This is a genomic window from Frigoribacterium sp. Leaf415, from assembly GCF_001424645.1.
Classification (GTDB): Bacteria; Actinomycetota; Actinomycetes; order Actinomycetales; family Microbacteriaceae; genus Frigoribacterium.
Window position 1 is genome coordinate 1,270,022 of the sequence record NZ_LMQR01000001.1, and the last position, 21,488, is coordinate 1,291,509.

Sequence of the window (21,488 nt, forward strand, 5' to 3'; positions counted from 1 at the left end):
AGCCTCGCGCCGGCAGCCGGGCGCCGACCACCTCAGACGAGGCAGCCGGGACCCAACAGGCTCTTGAGTTCGCCGAACAGGTCGGCCGTGACGTCGACCGGCATGGGGATCTCGAACACGCGGGCGGCCTCGCCCTTGACGAGTCGGAGGCGGACCTCGGTGCCCCCGGCGTGACGGCCGAGCACCGCCGCCAGCTCGGTGACCGTGTCGTGCGTGGCCCGGTATTCGGGCATCTGCAGGAGCAACGGCCCGTGGTTGACGCCGACGCCCAGGTCGGGCATGAACATGCTCGCGGCGTGCATGTTCATGCCGTCGTCGCGGACGCTGACCCGGCCCTTGAGCACGATGATGGAGTCACCGACGAGCGACGGCCCGAACTCTTGGTAGGTCTTGCCGAGGAACATGGCCGAGATCTCGCCCCCGAAGTCCTCGACGGTGATGATGCCGTAAGGGTTGCCCGAGTTGCGCGCGACGCGGTGCTGCACGCTGGTGATGAGCCCGGCGATCGTGACCGTCTCGCCGTCGATCGTCGCGGGGTCGCTCGCCAGGATGTCGGTGACCGTCGTCTGGGCGTGCTTCGCCAGGGGCAGCTCGAGACCGGCGAGCGGGTGGTCGGAGACGTACAGGCCCAGCATGTCTCGCTCGAACGCCAGCTTGTCGCGTTTGGACCACTCGGGACGTTCGGGCACGTGCTGGACGTCCTGCGGCTCGTCCCACAGGGAGTCGAAGTCGAAGCCGACCTGACCGTTCGCCTCGGCCCGCTTCTCGCTGACCGCGGCCTCGACGGCGGACTCGTGGATCTCGACGAGGGCACGCCGCGTCGATCCCAGCGAGTCGAACGCCCCTGCCTTGACGAGAGACTCGACGGTGCGCTTGTTCGCCACGGGCAGCGGCACCTTGCGCAGGAAGTCGTGGAACGAGGTGAACGCACCCTCTTTCTTGCGTGCGGCGATGACGTGGTCGACCACGTTGAAGCCGACGTTGCGCACGGCCCCCATGCCGAAGCGGATGTCGTCGCCGACGGCCGCGAAGAACCCGATGGATTCGTTGACGTCGGGCGGCAGCACCTTGATGCCCATCCGCCGGCACTCGTTGAGGTAGAGGCCCAGCTTGTCTCGGGAGTCCCCCGTGCTCGTGAGCAGGGCGGCCATGTACTCGGCCGGGTAGTGGGCCTTGAGGTAGGCCGTCCAGTACGAGACCACACCGTACGCAGCCGAGTGCGCCTTGTTGAAGGCGTAGTCGGAGAAGGGCAGCAGGATGTCCCAGAGCATCTTGACGGCATCGGGCGAGAACCCGTTGTCGAACATGCCCTTCTCGAACCCGGCGTACTGCTTGTCGAGCTCGGACTTCTTCTTCTTGCCCATGGCGCGTCGGAGGATGTCGGCCTGACCCAGCGAGAAGCCGGCGACCTTCTGCGCAATGGCCATGACCTGCTCTTGGTAGATGATCAGGCCGTAGCTGGTCGAGAGGATCTCTTGCAGCGGCTCTTCGAGCTCGGGGTGGATCGGGGTGATGTCTTGCGCGCCGTTCTTGCGCAAGGCGTAGTTCGTGTGCGAGTTGGCGCCCATGGGGCCCGGTCGGTAGAGCGCGATGACGGCCGAGATGTCTTCGAAGTTGTCGGGCTTCATCAGGCGGAGGAGCCCGCGCATGGGCCCGCCGTCGAGTTGGAACACCCCGAGGGTGTCACCGCGCCCCAGCAGTTCGTAGGCACCCCGGTCGTCGAGCTCGAGGTCTTCGAGCACGAGGTCGAAGCCACGGTTCGTCTTGATGTTGTCGAGGGCGTCGTTGATGATCGTGAGGTTGCGCAACCCCAGGAAGTCCATCTTGATCAGCCCGAGGGACTCGCAGGCCGGGTAGTCGAACTGCGTGACGATCTGACCGTCCTGCTCGCGCTTCATGATCGGGATGATGTCGATGAGCGGATCGCTCGACATGATGACGCCGGCGGCGTGCACACCCCATTGGCGCTTCAGCCCCTCGAGGCCGAGCGCCGTGTCGAAGACGGTCTTGGCCTCGGGGTCGGACTCGACCACGGTGCGGATGTCGCCGGCCTCTTTGTAGCGCTCGTGCTGCTTGTCGAAGATGCCGGTGAGGGGGATGTCCTTGCCCATCACGGCGGGGGGCATGGCCTTGGTGAGCTTCTCACCCATGCCGAAGGGGAACCCGAGCACTCGAGAGCTGTCCTTCAGGGCCTGCTTCGCCTTGATGGTGCCGTACGTGACGATCTGAGCGACGCGTTCGTCGCCGTACTTCTCGGTGACGTACTGGATCACCTCGCCGCGACGACGGTCGTCGAAGTCGACGTCGAAGTCGGGCATGGAGACGCGATCGGGGTTGAGGAACCGCTCGAAGATCAGACCGTGGCGCAGCGGATCGAGGTCGGTGATGCGCATGGCGTAGGCGGCCATCGAGCCGGCCCCCGAGCCACGGCCCGGCCCGACCCGGATGCCGTTCTCCTTCGACCAGTTGATGAAGTCGGCGACCACGAGGAAGTACCCGGGGAATCCCATGCCGGTGATGACGCCGATCTCGTACTCGGCCTGCTTGCGCACGTCGTCGGGGATGCCCGCCGGGTAGCGGTAGACGAGTCCCTTCTCGACCTCTTTGATGAACCAGGTCTCTTCGGTCTCGCCCTCGGGCACCGGGTAGCGCGGCATGTAGTTGGCCGAGGTGTTGAACTGCACGTCGCACCGCTCGGCGATGAGCAGCGTGTTGTCACACGCCTCGGGGTGGTCGCGGAAGAGGTGTCGCATCTGCTGGGCGGACTTGAGGTAGAACTCGTCGGCGTCGAACTTGAAGCGGTTCGGGTCGTTCAGCGTCGAGCCGGACTGGACGCAGAGGAGCGCCGCGTGGCTGGTGGCATCGTGCTCGTGCGTGTAATGGAGGTCGTTCGTCGCGACGAGCGGCAGGTCGAGGTCTTTCGCCAGGCGCAGCAGGTCGCCCATGATCTGGCGCTCGATGCCGAGACCGTGGTCCATGATCTCGGCGAAGTAGTTCTCTCGGCCGAAGATGTCGCGGAAGTCGGAGGCCGCCTTCAGCGCCTCGTCGTACTGGCCGAGCCGCAGGCGGGTCTGCACCTCGCCACTCGGGCACCCGGTCGTGGCGATCAGGCCCTCGGAGTACTGCGACAGCAGTTCGCGGTCCATGCGGGGCTTGAAGTAGTACCCCTCGAGCGAGGCCCGGGACGAGAGGCGGAACAGGTTGTGCATGCCCGTGGTGTTCTCGGACAGCAGGGTCATGTGCGTGTACGCACCGGAGCCCGACACGTCGTCGCGTCCGCCGTCGCCCCACCGGACGCGCGTCTTGTCGCCCCGGTGCGTGCCCGGCGTGATGTAGGCCTCGGTGCCGATGATGGGCTTGACGCCCGCCTCGGTCGCGGTCTTCCAGAAGTCGTAGGCGCCGAACACGTTGCCGTGGTCGGTGACCGCCACCGCGGGCATCCCCTGCGCCGCGGCCTCGGTGACCAGCGGCTTGACCCGGGCCGCACCGTCGAGCATCGAGTACTCGCTGTGCACGTGCAGATGGACGAATGAGTCTTTGCTCGAGGCCACGGGGCTCCTCGTCTGGTGGTGGATCTGGCGACTAGGGGAACAGCCTAACTCCGACGGAGGACATCGAGAGCGTGCTGCAGGTCGGTGGGGTAGGTCGACCGGTACACCACCGGCTCACCCGTCCCGGGGTGACGGAAACCGAGCTGCACGGCGTGCAGCCACTGCCGCGTGAGACCGAGCGTCGCCGAGAGCGTCGGGTCGGCGCCGTAGGTCGCGTCACCGACGCAGGGGTGTCGCTGGGCCGCCATGTGGACGCGGATCTGGTGGGTCCGACCCGTCTCGAGGTGGATCTCGAGCAACGAGGCGGACGGGAACGCCTCGACCGTCTCGTAGTGGGTGACCGACGGCTTGCCGTCGACGACCACCGCGAACTTCCAGTCGGACGACGGGTGGCGCCCGATGGGCGCGTCGATCGTCCCGGTCAGCGGGTCGGGGTGGCCCTGGACGACCGCGTTGTAGATCTTTTCGACGGTTCGCTCACGGAACGCCTGCTTGAGCAGCGTGTAGGCACGCTCGGTCTTGGCCACGACCATGAGTCCGCTGGTGCCGACGTCGAGGCGGTGGACGATGCCGGCCCGTTCGGACGCACCCGACGTCGACACGGTGAAGCCCGCGGCGGCGAGCCCGCCGAGCACGGTCGGACCGGTCCATCCCACCGACGGGTGAGCAGCGACGCCGACGGGCTTGTCGACGACCACGATCTCGTCGTCGTCGTGCACGACTGCCATGCCCGGTACGTCGACGGCTACCACGGCGGGGGCCTCGCGCGGTGACCAGGTGACGTCGAGCCACGCACCGGCCTCGAGCCGGTCCGACTTGCCGGCGGTGCGACCGTCGACCGTCACCCCACCCGAGGCAGCGACCTCGGCCGCGAACGTGCGGCTGAAGCCGAGCAACTTCGCCAGGGCGGCGTCGACACGCTCGCCGGCGAGCCCGTCGGGCACCGGGAGGGCGCGCGTCTCGCTCACGAATCTCTCCGGCGGTCGGCAGGAGGCGCGGTGTCGGCAGAAGCACTCGGCTCACCGTCAGGAGTCGTCGGCTGGCCGTCCGGCGCCGGGTCGACGACCGGCGAACCGCCGTCCTGCCCGTCCTCCGCCGAACGCCGAGCCTTCTTCGTGCTCGGCGTGCGCGTGCCGTCGAGCCCGATGCCCAGCAACGTGAGCAGGAGGAGCAACCCCATGCTCGAGACGATGAAGACGTCCGCCACGTTGAAGATGGCCGGCAGGAGGGACGGGAAGTAGATGAAGTCGATGACGTGTCCCTGCCCGAAGGAGGGCTCTCGGAGCAGGCGGTCGGTGAGGTTGCCGAGGGTGCCACCGAGCAGCATGCCCAGCATGATCGACCAGGCCAGCGATCGGATGCGCCGGGCCACGATCAGGATCGCGACGGCGACACCGGCGGCGGCGATCGAGAAGATCCACGTCGAACCGCTCGCGAACGAGAAGGCGGCGCCGGGGTTCTTGACGAAGTGCAGTTGGAAGAAGTCGCCGACGACGTCGACGGAAGCGCCTTCGACGAGGGTGCGGGTGACCAGCAGTTTGGTGCCCTGGTCGAGGCCGTAGGCCACGACCGCGACGAAGGCCAGCGTCGCGAGAACGCGGACGCTGGCCTTCGTGGTGGGCTTGTCGCTCGACAAGACCTTAGTTCGAGCCGAAGCCCTGGGCGCTGGCCGGTGTCGACCGGGCGGCCTCACCCGTGCCGTCGCCGTCGAGCTCGTGGAGCTGACCTTCGATGTAGCTCTTGAGCTTGGAGCGGTAGTCACGCTCGAACGACCGCAGGTCGTCGATGCGACGTTCGACACTCGAGCGCTCGGTGTTGAGGCGCTCGAGGATCTCGCGCTGCTGGGTCTCGGCGGCACCGACGATGTCACGCGACTTCGTCTCGGCCTCGGACACGAGACGTGCGGCGGTGGCGTGGCCTTCGGCGATGAGAGCGTCACGCTTCTCGACACCCTCGCGGACGTGCTCTTCGTGCAGACGGCGGGCGAGCTGCAGCAGGCTGTTGGTGCTGCTGGTCTCGTCGGCCTCGGACACGGCCGGGGCGGAGTAGGCGGGAGCGGACGCGACGGCGGCGGGGGCCGCCACGACGGGCTCGGGCTCGACGACCGGCTCGGGCTCGACGGCCTCGGGAGCCGAGGCGGGAGCGGGTGCCGACGCAGGAGCCGGCGCACTGGCCACGGGGGCCGACACGGGGGCGGCCTGCGTCGCGGGAGCGGACTCACCCGACGAGAGTCGCTGGCGCAGCTCGTCGTTCTCCTGGTTGAGACGTCGCAGCTCGGCGACGACCTCGTCGAGGAAGTCGTCGACCTCGTCCTGGTCGTATCCCTCGCGGAACTTCGTCGGCTGGAACCGCTTGTTGACTACGTCTTCCGGCGTCAAAGCCATTGCCGTCACCTCGTGCATCTGTTGGATCGTGTGATCGTGGTCTGTGTCGTTCTTCTACACCGTAGAGGAACGGGACCCGGTCGGGCCGGGGTCGTGCCGTTCGGGCGCTGCAGTGAGCCTACCCTGTCACTCGCCGACGACGTGGTCAGCCGAAGGTGCGGAGCCCGGAGGCGACGCTCATCAGGATGATCACGGCCAGCATGATGATGCTCCAGCCGAAGTCGAGTGCGACCGAACCGAGCCGCACGGGCGGCAGGATCTTGCGCACACGACGGATGGGCGGGTCGGTCACGGTGTAGGCCACCTCGGCCAGCACGAGGACGGGCCCCTTGGGTCGCCAGCCGCGACTGAACGACTGCGCCAGGTCGAGCACGAACCGCGCCCACATGAGCAAGAAGAAGATCAGCAGTGCGTAGTACGCGATCGTGGCGATCAGGTAAGTGATCATCGGGGGGTCATCAGCTCACACGAGTCGGCGCGAGGGGACTCGCGGGCGGGCAGGTCGGCACGTCGACGCGGAGGAGCCGCGACGACGGACTCGTCAGGACTGGGCGAAGAACGACGCTTCGATGTCGGATTCTACCTCAGCCTGCTCGCCGCTCACCGCGATGTGCGCCGGTGACAACAGGAAGACCTTGTTGGTCACGCGCTCGATCTTGCCGTACAGCCCCTGCGAGAGTCCGCTGGCGAAGTCGACCAGACGACGGGCGTCCGCCTCGGTCATCTGCGACAGGTTGATGATCACCGGGATGCCGTCACGGAAGCTCTCGGCGATCGCCTGGGCGTCCTTGTACTCGCGGGGGTGGACCGTCAGGATCTCGTTCATGTCGTGGGGCACCGTGTTCTTCGGGGGCGAGGAGCGACGCAGGGGCGTCACGGGGGCGCGGGTGGGCGCGGGGGCGGCAGTGGGAGCCGAATGGACCGGGGCGACGGGAGCCGGAGCCTGAGAGGCCGCCTGCGGTCGCGACGACTGCTGGGGCTGCGCTCGCTCGTGGGGCTGCTCGTCGTACTCGAGCTCTTCGTCGGCGAGGCCCAGGTAGACCATCGTCTTGCGCAGCGGGTTGGCCATGGTGTTCCTCCGAGTCAGTGGATCGTCAGGTCCGACATTAACGAGCATCGGGGCGAGAACCCGTGATTGCCGTGCCGATCCGTAGGTGTGTCGCGCCCTCGGCGACGGCCTCGGCGAAGTCGGGCGACATGCCGGCCGAGATCGCGTCGGCCGTGGCCTCGAGGGACCGCACCCGCTCGGAGACCGCCCGGAGGCGCGCGAAGGCGGGTCGCGCCTCCTCGTCCAAGGGGGCGACGGCCATGACGCCCCGCAGTCGCAACCCCGGGGTCGAGAGGACTCTCTCGGCCAGCCGCTCGACGTCGCGCTCGGCCACTCCCCCGCGGCCGGGGTCGTCGGTCAGGTTGACCTGGACGAATCCGTCGACGACGGAACCGGAGTCGTCGGACAGGGCGTCGACCACGGAGTCACGGTCGAGCGAGTGCACGGCGTGTGCGTAGCGCCGGGCCTGCCGCGCCTTCTTCGACTGCAACTGACCGACGAAGTGCCATCGGAGCCCCTCGAGGTCGCTCAGCTCGGCGGCCTTGGCCTGGGCCTCTTGATGACGGTTCTCGCCGACGTCGCGGACCCCCAGGGCGTACAACGCCCGGATCAGGCCGGGTGGGTGGAACTTCGTGACGACGATCGTCGTGAGCTCGTCCGGGGACCGCCCCACGGCGGCGCAGGCACCGTCGACGGCCGCGACGACCCGGGCGAGACGCTCGCCCAGGTCGCCGTCGACACTCATCGTGTCGGTCACTCGTCGTTACTTGAGGAAGTCCGGGACGTCGAGGTCGTCGTCACCGTCGTCGAAGGCCGGGTCGACGGCCTGGGTCGCAGGCTCTTCGGGCCGCTTCCAGGCGGCGGGCTCGTGCGTGGCACCGCTGTCGGCGATGGCCGAGACACCGGCGACCGACGTCGCCGTGGGGCCGTCGGAGTCGACGAAGCTCGAGCGGCGGTCCTTGACCTTGGTCGAGGGCTCGCCACCGTCGAAGCCGGCCGCGATGACCGTCACGCGCACCTCGTCGCCGAGGGTGTCGTCGATCACGGCACCGAAGATGATGTTGGCCTCGGCGTGGACGGCCTCTTGGACCAGACGGGCTGCGTCGTTGATCTCGAAGATGCCCAGGTTCGAACCGCCCTGGATGGACAGCAGCACGCCGTGCGCACCGTCGATGCTCGCCTCGAGCAGCGGGGACGCCACGGCCAGCTCTGCCGCCTTGATGGCGCGGTCGGCACCCCGCGACGAACCGATGCCCATGAGGGCCGAACCCGCGCCCTGCATGACCGACTTGACGTCGGCGAAGTCGAGGTTGATCAGACCGGGCGTGGTGATCAGGTCGGTGATGCCCTGGACACCGGCGAGGAGCACCTGGTCGGCCGTGCCGAAGGCCTCGACCATGCTGATGCCGCGTTCGCTGATCTCGAGCAGACGGTCGTTGGGGACGACGATGAGGGTGTCGACCTCGTCCTTCAGGGCGGCGACCCCGGCCTCGGCCTGGGCCTGGCGGCGTTTGCCCTCGAAGCCGAAGGGCTTCGTGACGACACCGATGGTCAAGGCGCCGATCGACTTGGCGATGCGGGCGACGACCGGGGCGCCGCCCGTACCGGTGCCACCGCCTTCGCCGGCCGTGACGAAGACCATGTCGGCCCCCGCGAGGGCCTCTTCGATCTCTTCGGCGTGGTCCTCGGCCGCACGGCGGCCGACTTCGGGGTCGGCACCGGCGCCGAGGCCCCGGGTGAGCTCGCGACCGACGTCGAGCTTGACGTCGGCATCGCTCAACAGCAGCGCCTGGGCGTCGGTGTTGATGGCGATGAACTCCACCCCGCGGAGCCCGAGTTCGATCATGCGGTTGACGGCGTTGACGCCACCGCCGCCGACACCGACGACCTTGATCACGGCTAGGTAGTTATGGTTCGTTGTCACGTCCGGGCCTCCGCTTGAACCTTAACTCTGCAGTTGAAGGTTAAAGTTGTACATGGTATGCAAGTTCTGCAGTCACAAGGTATGGGTGCGCTGCAGGCGTCGTCGCCAGGGTGTCCAGCGTGTCGCGAACACACCCTCTCATCTCGTCCTGATGATCCCGTTGTCGGGGGCGGACACGTCGTACTCGACGCTCGCGCCCGGGTCGCGGCGTGCCTGGTCCGCGATCAGCCCCGCGAGCACCTGAGCTTTCTTCGCCGACTCGTCGGCGCTGCCCCACACGACCCGTTCACCGGAGGTGAGCTGCAGGGTCACGTCGTCGGCCGTCGAGGCGGTCACGGTGTCGACGGTGGACCGCAGCGTGACCGGCAGCGCCAACAGCACCTCGGCGACCGAGCGGTACGCGGGGCCGTCCAGGGCCGCTCCCCCGACGTCGACGAGGGGCACCCCCTCTTGCCGGGCGTCGAGTTCTTGCACGACGACGCCGGCCGGGTCGACGAGTTCGAAGCCCTCCCCCGCGGCGACCGTGGCGACGGGCTGGCGCTCCTGGATGCGGACGACGAGCGTGTGCGGCGGAGCGGTCTCTGTCACGTAGCTGGCGATGAGGGGGAAGGCCGCGAGCTCGCGGGTGACCTCGTCGAAGTCGATCATCGCGAGGGGCGTCCCGAGCTGTCCGTCGAGTGCCGTCTGAACCGCCGAGGCGTCGACGCGTTCGGTCCCTTCGACGCGGATGGTCTGCAACGACAGCAGCGGGGAGAACACGGCGACCGCGACGGACGCGACGAGGAGGAGGACGACGGCCCCGAGCGACACCAGGGTCGCCCGACGGTGTCGGCTGCGACGCGTGAAGCGACGGACCTCGACGCGCTCGACGCGCCTCCGTTCGCTCGACGCCCGACGTGCCTGCTTGCGGGCCGCGGCGGCTCGCGCCTTGGCCTCGGCGGCCGTGCCGTCGGGTGCCTCGATGCGCGGCGGCTCGGAGCCGCCGGGGGCGCCCGTCGCGCGCGAGTCGGTCGCGTCCGTGGACGCGGGCTTCGACACGCGGTCACGCCAGGCCGCAGGGGCTCCGGCGACCGTCCCGAGACGATCCCTCAGCGTGGACGGGGACGACGACGGGCCGGTGCCCCCGTCGCCCTGCGCCGTCGAGCCACCCGTCGCCACGCGCGGAGGACGCGGATCGCCCACGACGGGGACGGGCCCCGTGGCGTCCGAGTCCCGGCCTCGCCGACGTCGGGTCGGGGCCGCCGGCGGGGTCGCGGCGGGTTCCGGCTCGTCGAATCCGTCGGGCCGCTTCATCGGAGGGCCCCCGACGCCACGGACCTGCTGTGACGAGTCACTCCGCGGAGTCCTCCGCGACGGCGACGACGGGCTCGTGAGCCGCGTCGAGCGAGCCGAGCAGTTGCGGCACGATGCGGTAGACGTCGCCGCAACCGAGCGTGATGACGAAGTCCCCGTCGCGCGCGACCTCGGCGGTGCGGTCGGCCGCGGCCTGCCAGTCGGACACGAAGTCCACGCGGTCGGGGTCGGCGAAGCGTTCGGACACGAGCGCGCCGGTGACGCCGGGCTCGGGGTCCTCGCGCGCACCGTACACGTCGAGCACGATGGTGTGGTCCGCGAGGCGCTCGTAGGTCTCGGCGAACTCGCCGGCCATCATCCGCGTCCGGCTGTAGAGATGGGGTTGGTGCACGGCGATGAGGCGCCCGTCGCCCACCACGGAGCGCGCGGCCTGCAGGGCGGCGGCGACCTCGGTGGGGTGGTGGGCGTAGTCGTCGTACACGCTGACGCCCCGGACGACACCGTGGAGCTCGAACCGCCGCTCGGTGCCCCCGAAGGTCTCGAGACCTGCGATGGCGGCCTCGGGGTCGACCCCCAGACCGACGAGGACGGCGAAGGCACCGGCGGCGTTGACGGCGTTGTGCCGCCCGGGCACGCGCAACTGCACGGGCCACGAACGCCCCTCGGCGTGCAGCGTGAACGAGACCGGACCGGTCGAGGCGACGTCGCTCAGGCGCACGTCGGCGTCGGCGGCTGCGCCGAAGGTCACGACGTGCGGGTGGTCGAGACGCCCGGCGACACGGACGGCACCGGCGTCGTCGCTCGAGACCACGACGAACTCGCGCGCGGCCGACGCGAACCGGACGAAGGCGTCGTCGAACGCCTCGTGCGAGCCGTAATGGTCGAGGTGATCGGCGTCGACGTTGGTGATCAGGGCGACCGAGGTGTCGTAGAGCAGGAACGACCCGTCGGACTCGTCGGCCTCGACGACGAAGAGGTCGTCGTCGCCGCCGCGGGCGCTGACGCCCAGAGACTGGATGACCCCGCCGTTCACGAAGCTCGGGTCGTGCCCGGCGGCGAGCAGGGCGGTGACGATCATGCCCGTCGACGTGGTCTTCCCGTGCGCTCCGGCCACCGACACGAGCCGCTGCTGCCCGATGAGCCAGGCGAGTGCCTGCGAACGGTGCAGGACGGGCAGGCCCTTCGTCAGCGCGAGCTGGTACTCGGGGTTGTCCTGCCAGAGGGCACCGGTCACCACGAGCGTGTCGGCGTCGCCGACGTTGGCGGCGTCGTGACCGATGGAGATCTCGGCGCCCAGCGACCGGAGCGACTCGACGGCTGCGCTGTCACGGGCGTCCGACCCCGTGACCCGGTGGCCGGCGGCGAGGAACACGCGGGCGATGCCGCTCATGCCGGAGCCGCCTATGCCGACGAAGTGGACGGCGCCGAGTTCGGCGGGGATCGGCTGGTCGAGGTCGGGCTTGATCATGATGTCTCGCTGAGGTCGGAGTTCTGGGAGGACGAGGAGGCGCGGCCCACGGCGTCGAGGACGAGGTCGACCGTGCGGTCGGTGCCGTCGCGCACTCCGACCGAGGCGGCACGGACCGCCATGTCGGCCACGACGGCCCGGTCGAGCAGCAGCGGGACGAGCGTGCGCTCGACCCACGAGGGCGTGAAATCGGCGTCGGCGACGAGCAGTGCTCCCCCGGCACCGACGACGTCGGTGGCGTTGTGTCGCTGTTCGCCGTTGCCCACCGGGTAGGGCACGAGCGCCGAGGGCAGGCCGAGCGCGGTGAGCTCGCTCACCGTCGCCGAACCGGCCCGGGAGACGACGAAGTCGGCCGCCGAGAGCGCGAGGTCCATGCGGTCGCAGTACCGGACCAGGTGGTGGCCGTCGAGATCGGTCGAGGTGAGGTCGGACTTCTCACCCGTGATGTGCAGGATCTGCCAGCCGGCGCCGAGCACGCTGACGGCTGCCTTCGACATGGTCTCGTTGAGGCGCCGGGCACCGGTCGAGCCTCCCGTGACGAGCAGCGTCGGACGCGAGGGGTCGAGGTCGAACGCCGCGACGGCCTCGTCGCGGTGGGCCCGCCGGTCGAGGGACTCGATCTCGTCACGCAACGGCATGCCGACCTGCCGTCCACCCCGGAGGCGGGTGGAGCGGAAGACGACGCCGACGTGGGACGAGAGGAACGAGCCGAGCACGTTGGCCATGCCGGGCTTCGCGTTGGCCTCGTGGACGACCACGGGCACCTTCGACCGCCATGCGGCGACGTAGGCGGGGGCGGCTGCGTAGCCGCCGAATCCCACGACGACGTCGACGTCGTGTTGTGCGAGCAGGGACCGGATGCCGTCGATCGCACCCGCGAGTCGGCCCGGGAAACGCAGGGCCGCCGCCGAGGGCTTCCGGGGGAAGGGAAGCCGGGGCACGGTCAACAACTCGTATCCGCGTTGCGGGACGAGCCGGGCCTCGAGCCCCTCGGCCGTGCCGAGCACGAGGACGGTCGCGTCGGGCTCGCGTCGTCGGAGCCGATCGGCCACGGCGAGGAGGGGGTTCACGTGCCCGGCGGTGCCACCGCCGGCGAGGAGATACGTCGTCACCGCAGAGACCCTACCCGTTGTCGCGGGAGCCCCTGCGGCGCGTCGGCCTCTTCGGGCACCCGGGCGAACGAGAGCACCACGCCGATGGCCACGAGCGTGACGATCAACGCCGACCCACCCGCCGAGATGAGCGGTAGAGGGACGCCCAGCACGGGCAGCAGCCCCAGCACGACCGCGATGTTGACGAGCGCCTGGCCGATGATCCACGCCGTGATGGCCCCGGTCGTCACGCGGACGAAGGGGTCGTTGGTGCGACGGATGATCTTGACGAAGCCCACGGCGAGGACGATGAACAGCGCCAACACGACCATCGCACCGATCAACCCGAGCTCTTCACCGACGATGGCGAAGATGAAGTCGTTGTCGGCCTCGGGCAGCCAGGACCACTTCGACTTCGAGTTGCCGAGGCCGACGCCGAAGAGTCCCCCCGAGGCCAGCGCCCAGGTGCCGTGCAGGGTCTGCCAGCACTCGGCCTGGTACTGGCTCGAATCGGTGCAGCCCGACAGCCAGGCGGCGATGCGTGAGTTGCGCGAGCTGGAGCCCTGGGCGATCAGGGGCACGACGACCGCCAGGAACGCGAGCGGCGCGAGCAGGTAGCGCAGACGGACGCCGGCGAACCAGACGGCCGCGAAGACGAGCAGGAGCATGATCATGGTCGTCCCGAGGTCGCCGCCGAGCACGACGAGACCGATCGCGACGCCGGCCACGGGCACGAGCGGGATCGCCAGGTGCTTCCAGTCGTCGAGCAGGTCGCGCTTGACGGAGAGGATCATGCCGAGCCAGATCGCCAACGCGAGCTTGACGGCCTCGGAGGGCTGCGCCGTGAACGAGCCGAGGTCGATCCAGTTGCGGTTGCCCCCGATCTCGTAGCCGAGGGGCGAGAAGACGAGGAGTTGCAGGACGATCGTCGCGCCGAGGACGTGCCACGCCCAGCGCTTGAGGAACGACACGGGCAGCCGCGACACGATGAGCATGAGCGGGATGCCCACGGCCGCGTACGTGCCCTGTCGGATGAACGCGCCGAAGAACGACGTGTGACGCGACGAGATGTACTGCTCGACCGACGAGGACGAGAGCACCATGACGAGCCCGAGCACGACCATGAACAACGTCGTGCCGAGGATCACGAAGTACGAGCCGGTCTCGGCGGCGAAGAGCTTCTTGACGCGGACGACCGCACCGGCGGTGCGTTTCGAGGACCCCAGCCCGGTCGACGCGTCGTCGGTCGGCCGGACGGGCCCGCGGCTCGTGCGACCCGACTCAGTCGGCCGACGGCGCGGGAGGCTGGACGGCGGGTTGGCCATCGACGTCACCCCTCAAGTGTTCGTGTACGGCTTGGGCGAAGGATCGCCCGCGGGCCGTGTAGTCGGTGAACTGGTCCATGGACGCCGCCGCCGGGGCGAGGAGCACGGTGTCTCCGGGTCGGGCCACGCTCGCGGCGAGGCGCACGGCCGTCGGCATCACCTGCCCAGTGTCGGTGGCGTCGACCTCGAAGACGGGGATGCCGGGCGCGTGTCGGGAGAAGGCCTGCCGGAGGGGCTCACGGTCGACGCCCACGAACACGGCCGCCCGGACGGCGCCCGTCGACTCGAGGACGAGCGGCTCGACGTCGACGCCCTTGAAGAGGCCACCGACGATCCACACGACCGACGGGAAGGCCGTCAAGGAGGCGCGCGCGGCGTGGGGGTTGGTCGCCTTCGAGTCGTCCACCCACGTCACTCCGCCGGACTCGGCCACGACCTCGGTGCGGTGGTGGTCCACCGCGAAGCCGGCGAGGGCGTCGCGGATCGAGACGGGGGCGACACCCACCGCACGCACGAGCGCGGCGGCGGCGAGCACGTCCTCGACGAGGTGGTCGGCCCCGAGACCGACACCCTGGAGCGCCTCCCGGGTGGTCAGTTCGAGCGCCTGGGTCCGACGCTCGGCGAGGAACGCACGGTCGGCCAGCACGGCGACGCCGTCGCCCGTCACGATGCCGACCTCGCTCGGCCCCGGGGCGTCGAGCCCGAAGCCCACGGCGCGGCAGCCCTCCTCGACGTCCGCCTCCTCGACCATGCGGAGGGTGGCCTCGTCATCCTTGTTGTAGACGCAGGCCACGACCGTGTTCTCGTACACCTTGGCCTTGGCGGCACGGTAGGCGTCCACGCCGCCGTGCCACTCGAGGTGGTCCGCCTCGAGGTTGAGACAGACGGAGGCGCGGGGCCGGAGGGCACCGGGGCCCTCGGTGGGCAGATAGTGCAGTTGGTGGCTGGAGAGCTCGACGACGAACAGGTCGAAGCCGTCGGGGTCGCGCACCGCGTCGAGGACGGGGACGCCGATGTTGCCGCAGGGCGCCACGCGACGGCCGTCCGCGGCGGCCATCGCCGCCGCCAGCTGCGTCGTCGTGGTCTTGCCGTTGGTCCCCGTGACGAGCACCCAGTCGGCCACGCGCTCCACCTTGTCGCGGACGCGCCAGGCGAGTTCGACGTCGCCCCAGACGGCCAGCCCCGACCCGACGGCCCACCGGACCAGGGGGTGATGCGGGGCGAAGCCCGGGCTGGCGACCACGAGCTGCGCGTCGAAGGCCGTGAGCGTCGACGAGGGCGCCTCGAGGGACTCGACCTCGTCGAGACGCGCCCCGATCAGCTGCAGCAGTTCGGCCTTGTCGGGATCGACCGCGGGTGCCACGACGAGGACGTCGGCGCCCAGCTCGGCCAGGGTGTCGGCCACCGAGAAACCGGTCGCGCCGAGCCCGAGGACGGCCACGCGCAGGCCCGACCAGTCGGCGTGCCAGCTGTCGAGCCCGGCCAGTCGCTCGACGAGGGGGGCGGTGCTGCCGTCGCTCATGAGGTGCGGAGGATCCATTCGAGGTAGAAGGTGCCGACGCCGGCGGCGACGAAGAGCCCGGCGATGATCCAGAAGCGGACGACGACGGTCACCTCGGCCCAGCCCTTGAGCTCGAAGTGGTGGTGCAGGGGGCTCATCAGGAAGATGCGCTTGCCCTTCGTGATCTTGAAGTACGCGCGTTGCAGGATCACCGACCCCGTGACCACGATGAAGAGACCACCGATCAGGACGAGCAGCAGTTCGGTGCGGCTGAGGATGGCCAGGGCGGCCAGCGCCCCGCCGAGGCCGAGCGACCCGGTGTCGCCCAGGAAGATCTGTGCGGGCGAGGTGTTCCACCAGAGGAACCCGATGAGCCCACCGCAGATGCAGGCGGCGACCACGGCGAGGTCGAGCGGGTCGGCCACCTGGTAGCAGGCGCCCCGCGTGGCCTCGTCGAGACGCACGCTGGTGCAGAGCTGGTTGTTCTGCCAGAAGCCGATGAAGATGTACGACGCGATCGCGAGGATCGACGCACCCGTGGCGAGGCCGTCCAGGCCGTCGGCGACGTTGACGCCGTTCGAGGTGCTCACGGTGATCAGGACGACCCAGATCAGGAACAAGCCGCCGCCGATGATCGTCCCGAAGAACATGAAGTCGAGCCACGGGATGTCCCGGAGGCCGGAGATCATCGTCGACGCGGGTGCGAGACCGCGATCGTTCGTGAACGAGAGCGCCAGGACGGCGAACACCGCCCCCACGACGACCTGCCCGGCGATCTTCGCCCAGCCGCCGAGCCCGAGGCTGCGCTGGTTGCGCACCTTGAGGAAGTCGTCGAGGAACCCGACCACGCCGAGGCCGACCATCATGAAGAGGACGAGCATCCCGCTGAGCGTGAGCTCGTCCCGGCCTGCCAGGTGACCGATGAAGTAGCCGAGCACCGTGCCGATGATCAGGACGATGCCGCCCATGGTCGCCGTGCCGCGCTTCGTGTGGTGCGACTGCGGACCGTCGTCGCGGATGAACTGGCCCCAGCCGAGGCGGTGGAAGAGCTTGATGAACGCCGGCGTCATCAGCAGCGTGAACGCGAGGGAGAACCCGCCGCCGATCAACAGCGCGATCATGCGGTCACCCCGGCCAGACGGTCGCCCAGGAGGCGCAGGCCGGCCGACTTGGACGACTTCACGAGGACGACGTCCCCGGCTCGCAGGGTGCCCTGCAGGAGGTCGTAGGCCTCGTCGATCGTGTCGACCAGCACGCTTTCTCCGTCCCACGAGCCTTCGAGGCCCGCCGCCATGTGGATGTGCCGCGCCTCGTGGCCGACGACCACGAGCTGGCGGACGTTCAGCCGGACGACCAGTCGGCCGACGCGGTCGTGCTCGTCCCGTGCGTACTCGCCGAGCTCGGCCATCTCGCCGAGGACGGCCACCGAGCGATGGTCGGGACCCGTGATCTGGGCGAGCGTCTTCAGGGCCGCGGCGACCGAGTCGGGGCTCGCGTTGTAGGCGTCGTTCACGACGGTGACGCCGCCGGGCGCGTCGAGGACCTCCATGCGCCAACGCTCGGCCCGCGTCACGCCCTCGAGGACCGTGACGGCCCGGTCGAGGTCGACGCCCCACTCGCCGACGACGCTGAGGGCCGCCAGGGCGTTCATCACGTGGTGCTCGCCGAGGATGCGCAGCGACACCCGGCGACTCGTGTCGCCGTGCTCGAAGGTGAAGGACGTGCCGGCGGCCGAGACGTCGATGTCGGACGCCCGGTAGTCGGCCGACGGGCTCTGCCCGAAGGTCACGACCCGGGCGGCGGTCACGGACGCCATGCCCGCGACGCGATCGTCGTCCGCGTTGAGGACGGCCGTCCCCGTGGCGGGCAGGTCGGTCACCATCTCGGCCTTGGCCGCACGGGTGCCCTCGATGCCGCCGAAGCCGCCCGCGTGGGCGAGGCCGACCTTCAGCACCACCCCTGTGTCGGGACGGGCGATGTCGACGAGACGGGCGATCTCGCCCGGCCCGCTCGCACCCATCTCGACGACCAGGTACTCGGTGGCCTCGTCGATGCGCAGCATCGAGATCGGAGCGCCGACGTGGTTGTTGAACGACCCCTGCGGCGCGACGGTGGCCGCGACGTCGCTCAGGACGGCGCGCAGCATGTTCTTGGTGCTCGTCTTGCCGTTGGAGCCCGTGACACCGACGACCTTGAGCCGGCCGAGACCTCGGACGTGCTCGACGACGGCGGCGGCGAGGCGCGACAGCGCGACGACTCCGTCGTCGACGACGACGAGCGGCGCGGTCGTGTCGACCTCGCGCTCGGCGACCACCAAAGCCGCGCCGTTCGCGGTGGCGGCCTCGACGAAGAGGTGGCCGTCGGTGACCTCACCACGCAGGGCGAAGAAGACGGACCCCGGGGTGACCAGACGCGAGTCGGTCTCGACGGTGCCGTCGACCGGGGTCGCGACCCGCGCCTCCTCGGGGTGGACCAGGCGTCCGCCGGTGATCTCGGCGATCTGGAGGGGCGTGAGCGCGATCACTCGGACCACCCGGCTTCGCGAAGGGCCGCTCGGGCCTCGTCGCGAGCGGAGTACGGGGTTCGCTCGCCACGGATGTCGCGGTAGTCCTGGTGGCCGGGGCCGGCCCAGAGGATCGAGTCCCCCGCACCGGCCAGGGCCACGGCCGCACGGATGGCGGCCTCGGGCGGGCTGACCTCGTGGATCTCGTGCTCGGGGTAGGCCTCGCGGGCGGCGTCGACGAGGGTCTTGCGGATCGAGGCCGGGTCTTCGAAGCGGGGGTGGTGGTCGGTCACGACCAGGATGTCGGAACCGGCGGCGGCCACCCGGGCCATCTCACCGCGCTTCGTCGTGTCGCGGTCGCCGTCCGCGCCGAACAGCATGATGACCTTGCCGGGTGTGAAGGTGCGGACCGCGGCGAGCGTGGTCAGGAACGCGTCGGGGCTGTGGCCGAAGTCGACGTAGACGCTGGGGCCGGTGTCGCCCGAGACGCGCTCGGTGCGTCCGGGCAGGTAGGCCACGATGCCGCCGTCCGCGTCGAGGGCCTGGCCGATGGCCTCGAGCTCGAAGCCCGCCTCGACCAGCATGACGATCGCCAGGGCCGCGTTCGCGACCATGTGCCACCCGATCAGCGGGACGCGCGTCACGAGCGAGCGCTGCTCGGGACCCGACAGGCGGAACTCGGTGTACGCGGCCTGCTCGTCGAGGATCTCGATCGTCCAGTCGGCCTCGACGTCGGGGAGGATCGTGATGGTCGTCAGGGGGATGCGGGCGTTGTCCACCACGCGCTGGCCGTACGGCGAGTCGAGCGACACCACGGCACGTCGGGCACGGTCGGGCTGGAAGAGCGGCAACTTGGCCTGGAAGTACTCCTCCATGTCGGCGTAGTCGTCGAGGTGGTCGTGGCTGAGGTTGGTGAAGGCGGCGACGTCGAAGACGAGACCGTCGACGCGGTTGCGGCTGAGCGCCTGCGCACTGACCTCGACGGCCACCGCGCGCACCTCGCTCTCGCGCATGCGGGCCAGCAGCGCGTGCATCTCGCTGGCCTCGGGGGTGGTGAGGCGGCTGACGACGGTGAGGTCGCCGATGTGACGCTCGGCCGTGCTGCTGAGACCGGTGACGAGGCCCAGCTGGCGCAGGACGCCCTCGAGCAGGTACGACGTGCTGGTCTTCCCGTTGGTGCCGGTGACCGCGAGGAGCAGGGGCGCGTCGTCGCTGTCGGTGCGGTAGATCCAGGCCGAGAGCTCGCCGAGGGCCGCCCGGGGCGAGTCGACGAGGACGACGGGCAGCCCGCTGGACCGGGCCAGCTCGGCACCCGCGGCGTCGGTCAGCAGGGCCACGGCACCGCCGTCACGTGCCTGGTCGGCGAACTCGGCTCCGTGCCGGTGCGCGCCGGGCACGCCCACGTACAGGTCGCCGGGGTGGAGGTCCGCCGTGCTCAGCGTGATGCCGGTGATCTCGATGCCGTCGAGGGAACCCTCGTGCTCGAGTCCGAACTCGCTGACCAGTTGGGCGAGTGACCTCGCCGACGGATGTTCCGGTCGAAGGACCGGGGGGATCCGGGCGCTCAAAGAATCCTCTTCTCTCACCAGGTCTCGGGCAGGCTGGGTGCCGGCTCCGTCGACGGAGGGACCCGATACATCTCGAGGACCTGGGACATGATCTTGTTGAAGGTCGGCGCCGCAGCGGCCGACGTCTTGATGGTACTGGGCTTGGTGAAGGTCACGACGACGACGTATTGCGGGTTCTCGGCCGGAGCGATGCCCGCCACCGAGACGATGCGGTCAGAACCGTAGCCGGTTCCGTCCGAGCGCGCGACCTCGGCGGTACCGGTCTTGGCGGCGACGCGGTACCCGGGGATCGACAGGACGTCCTTGAGGTCGCCGTCGCTGACGACCTTCTCGAGCATGTTGACGGTCGTGTCGGCGGCCCACGGGGAGACGACGCTCGTGCCCTCGGCCGAGGGGGTCTCGGTGACGGTGCCGTCGGGGGCCGTGCACCCGGCGACGAGGTTGACCGGCAGACGGGTCCCGTGGTTGGCCAGCGTCTGGTAGATGCTCGCGATGTGGATGGCCGTCGTCGAGACACCCTGCCCGAACATCGTGTTGATGCTCGTCTGCTGGTCCCACTGCGAGGCCGGCCGGATGCCCGTCGTGGGCTCGCCGAGGAAGGCCACGCCGGTCGGGTCGTTCAGACCGAACTTCACCATGTAGTCGTGACGCTGCTGGGCCGACAGCGACTGGCCGAGCAGCGAGATCCCGACGTTGGACGAGTCGCGCAGGATGCCCGTCAGCGTGAGGTTCTCGGTCGGGTGGAAGGTCGCGTCGTGGATCTCGCCGCCCCAGGGGAACGTGCGCGAGTACGGCACCGTCGCCCGCGTCGCGGGATCGGCCTTGCCCGAGTCGAGCAGCATGGCAGCGGTCATCGCCTTGAAGGTCGACCCCGGCTCGTACGAGTAGGTGAAGGCCTTGCTGCCGAGGTCGTCGACGGCGGTGCCGTTGACGTCGTTGGGGTCGACGGCCGGGTAGTCGGCGACCGCGAGCAGCGAGGCGTCGCTCGCCTTCATGACGACGGCAGTGGCCGATTCGGCCCCGATGGCCTCGGCCTGCTCTCCCAGCGCCTGCTGGGTCATGTACTGGAGGTCGCTGTCGACGGTGAGACGGAGCGTGCCACCGGCGACGGCCTCCTTGGTCGTGACGGTGCTGCCGGGCAGCTGGACGCCGTCGGCTCCGCGCTCGTAGGTCTCGGAGCCGTCGGTGCCCGCCAGGCACGAGTCCTGGCTCAGCTCGAGTCCGGCCTGCGGACCGTCGGTGCCGATGAAGCCCGTGAGGTTGCCCGCCACCGCTCCGTTGGGATAGGTGCGCGCGGCCTGGCGCTGGAAGTACACCCACGACACGTTCATCTCGCGGACCTCACGGAAGGCGTCGACGTCGACGCCCTTGACCAGGTACGCGAAGTTCGCCTCGGGGTCGGTGGTCAACGCCTTCGTCATGGTGTCGGCGTCGCCCCCGGTGATCTTCGCGATGCGCTCGACGACCTGGTCGACGGTCAGCTCGGTGGTCTTGCCGTCCTCGCCCTTCACCTTGGCCGTCGTGGCGAACGCCGGAGCCGCCGTGATGTTGTACCGGGTGACGCTGCCGGCGAGCACGGTGCCGTCCACGTCGGTGATGTCGCCACGGTCGCCGTAGGTCGTCTGGACGATCTCGCGCTTGTTCTGGGACTGCTCGTTGAGCTCGGCCGCCTGCACGAGCTGGATGTCTGCCAGGCGCACCACGAACACGCCGACGAGGGCGATGATCAGCGCCATCGCCAGCGTCACGCGGAGACGGCGGCTTCGGGGAGCTGCTTTCACGAGAGGTTCCTCACCGCGGCCGGGCGCCTGCCCGACCCGCTGTCGTCGATC

General features: G+C 69.8%; 17 protein-coding genes. All 17 read right to left on the reverse strand.

Annotation, left to right across the window (positions count from 1 at the left end; genetic code table 11):
- Positions 1 to 32 precede the first annotated feature (32 nt).
- Positions 33 to 3,497 (reverse strand): DNA polymerase III subunit alpha, encoded by a 3,465-nt coding sequence (gene dnaE / locus ASG28_RS05845; RefSeq protein WP_055977012.1) that lies wholly within the window; start codon positions 3,495 to 3,497, stop codon positions 33 to 35.
- A gap of 98 nt (positions 3,498 to 3,595) precedes the next feature.
- Positions 3,596 to 4,519, reverse strand: a complete 924-nt coding sequence (locus tag ASG28_RS05850) for an RluA family pseudouridine synthase (protein ID WP_055973000.1) — start codon at positions 4,517 to 4,519, stop codon at positions 3,596 to 3,598.
- Entirely contained in the window at positions 4,516 to 5,187 is a 672-nt protein-coding gene (gene lspA / locus ASG28_RS05855; protein ID WP_082454415.1) for a signal peptidase II, read from the reverse strand. The genes ASG28_RS05850 and lspA overlap by 4 nt, the downstream gene beginning before the upstream one ends.
- A gap of 4 nt (positions 5,188 to 5,191) precedes the next feature.
- Positions 5,192 to 5,935, reverse strand: a complete 744-nt coding sequence (locus ASG28_RS05860) for a DivIVA domain-containing protein (RefSeq protein WP_055977014.1) — start codon at positions 5,933 to 5,935, stop codon at positions 5,192 to 5,194.
- 145 nt (positions 5,936 to 6,080) lie between these two features.
- Complete coding sequence (locus ASG28_RS05865; protein ID WP_055973004.1) at positions 6,081 to 6,383, reverse strand: YggT family protein; 303 nt, start codon at positions 6,381 to 6,383, stop codon at positions 6,081 to 6,083.
- 93 nt (positions 6,384 to 6,476) lie between these two features.
- On the reverse strand, positions 6,477 to 7,004 hold the full coding sequence (locus ASG28_RS05870; RefSeq protein ID WP_055973006.1) for a cell division protein SepF: 528 nt from the start codon (positions 7,002 to 7,004) through the stop codon (positions 6,477 to 6,479).
- 37 nt (positions 7,005 to 7,041) lie between these two features.
- Positions 7,042 to 7,728, reverse strand: coding sequence for a YggS family pyridoxal phosphate-dependent enzyme (locus ASG28_RS05875; protein WP_055977017.1), 687 nt, complete (start codon positions 7,726 to 7,728; stop codon positions 7,042 to 7,044).
- 18 nt (positions 7,729 to 7,746) lie between these two features.
- Positions 7,747 to 8,907 carry a cell division protein FtsZ gene (ftsZ, locus tag ASG28_RS05880; protein ID WP_043594926.1) on the reverse strand — a complete coding sequence of 387 codons (1,161 nt, stop codon included), beginning with the start codon at positions 8,905 to 8,907 and terminating at the stop codon, positions 7,747 to 7,749.
- 138 nt (positions 8,908 to 9,045) lie between these two features.
- Positions 9,046 to 9,945 (reverse strand): FtsQ-type POTRA domain-containing protein, encoded by a 900-nt coding sequence (locus ASG28_RS05885; protein WP_235477591.1) that lies wholly within the window; start codon positions 9,943 to 9,945, stop codon positions 9,046 to 9,048.
- A gap of 292 nt (positions 9,946 to 10,237) precedes the next feature.
- On the reverse strand, positions 10,238 to 11,668 hold the full coding sequence (murC, locus tag ASG28_RS05890; protein ID WP_055973010.1) for a UDP-N-acetylmuramate--L-alanine ligase: 1,431 nt from the start codon (positions 11,666 to 11,668) through the stop codon (positions 10,238 to 10,240).
- Positions 11,665 to 12,780 carry a UDP-N-acetylglucosamine--N-acetylmuramyl-(pentapeptide) pyrophosphoryl-undecaprenol N-acetylglucosamine transferase gene (locus ASG28_RS05895; protein WP_055973013.1) on the reverse strand — a complete coding sequence of 372 codons (1,116 nt, stop codon included), beginning with the start codon at positions 12,778 to 12,780 and terminating at the stop codon, positions 11,665 to 11,667. Before ASG28_RS05895 ends, murC begins: the two co-directional genes overlap by 4 nt.
- Positions 12,777 to 14,084 (reverse strand): putative lipid II flippase FtsW, encoded by a 1,308-nt coding sequence (gene ftsW, locus ASG28_RS05900; protein WP_055973018.1) that lies wholly within the window; start codon positions 14,082 to 14,084, stop codon positions 12,777 to 12,779. The genes ASG28_RS05895 and ftsW overlap by 4 nt, the downstream gene beginning before the upstream one ends.
- Positions 14,041 to 15,606 carry a UDP-N-acetylmuramoyl-L-alanine--D-glutamate ligase gene (gene murD, locus ASG28_RS05905; protein WP_055973020.1) on the reverse strand — a complete coding sequence of 522 codons (1,566 nt, stop codon included), beginning with the start codon at positions 15,604 to 15,606 and terminating at the stop codon, positions 14,041 to 14,043. Before murD ends, ftsW begins: the two co-directional genes overlap by 44 nt.
- Complete coding sequence (gene mraY / locus ASG28_RS05910) at positions 15,603 to 16,706, reverse strand: phospho-N-acetylmuramoyl-pentapeptide-transferase (RefSeq protein WP_055973023.1); 1,104 nt, start codon at positions 16,704 to 16,706, stop codon at positions 15,603 to 15,605. The genes murD and mraY overlap by 4 nt, the downstream gene beginning before the upstream one ends.
- A complete protein-coding gene (locus tag ASG28_RS05915; protein ID WP_055973026.1) occupies positions 16,703 to 18,109 on the reverse strand; it encodes a UDP-N-acetylmuramoyl-tripeptide--D-alanyl-D-alanine ligase in 1,407 nt (468 codons plus the stop codon). Before ASG28_RS05915 ends, mraY begins: the two co-directional genes overlap by 4 nt.
- Positions 18,106 to 19,656, reverse strand: coding sequence for a Mur ligase family protein (locus tag ASG28_RS05920; protein WP_055973030.1), 1,551 nt, complete (start codon positions 19,654 to 19,656; stop codon positions 18,106 to 18,108). Before ASG28_RS05920 ends, ASG28_RS05915 begins: the two co-directional genes overlap by 4 nt.
- Positions 19,657 to 19,670: 14 nt before the next feature.
- Entirely contained in the window at positions 19,671 to 21,437 is a 1,767-nt protein-coding gene (locus tag ASG28_RS05925) for a peptidoglycan D,D-transpeptidase FtsI family protein (RefSeq protein WP_235477605.1), read from the reverse strand.
- Between the last annotated feature and the right edge of the window lie 51 nt (positions 21,438 to 21,488).

Excerpts from the sequence above, each read along its gene's own strand:
- dnaE (WP_055977012.1), bottom strand. The coding sequence starts at position 3,497 with ATGCTCGACGGTGCGGCCCGGGTCAAGCCGCTGGTCACCGAGGCCGCG.
- ASG28_RS05860 (WP_055977014.1), bottom strand. The coding sequence starts at position 5,935 with ATGGCTTTGACGCCGGAAGACGTAGTCAACAAGCGGTTCCAGCCGACG.
- ASG28_RS05865 (WP_055973004.1), bottom strand. The coding sequence starts at position 6,383 with ATGATCACTTACCTGATCGCCACGATCGCGTACTACGCACTGCTGATC.
- ASG28_RS05870 (WP_055973006.1), bottom strand. The coding sequence starts at position 7,004 with ATGGCCAACCCGCTGCGCAAGACGATGGTCTACCTGGGCCTCGCCGAC.
- ASG28_RS05875 (WP_055977017.1), bottom strand. The coding sequence starts at position 7,728 with ATGAGTGTCGACGGCGACCTGGGCGAGCGTCTCGCCCGGGTCGTCGCG.
- murC (WP_055973010.1), bottom strand. The coding sequence starts at position 11,668 with ATGATCAAGCCCGACCTCGACCAGCCGATCCCCGCCGAACTCGGCGCC.
- ftsW (WP_055973018.1), bottom strand. The coding sequence starts at position 14,084 with ATGGCCAACCCGCCGTCCAGCCTCCCGCGCCGTCGGCCGACTGAGTCG.
- murD (WP_055973020.1), bottom strand. The coding sequence starts at position 15,606 with ATGAGCGACGGCAGCACCGCCCCCCTCGTCGAGCGACTGGCCGGGCTC.
- mraY (WP_055973023.1), bottom strand. The coding sequence starts at position 16,706 with ATGATCGCGCTGTTGATCGGCGGCGGGTTCTCCCTCGCGTTCACGCTG.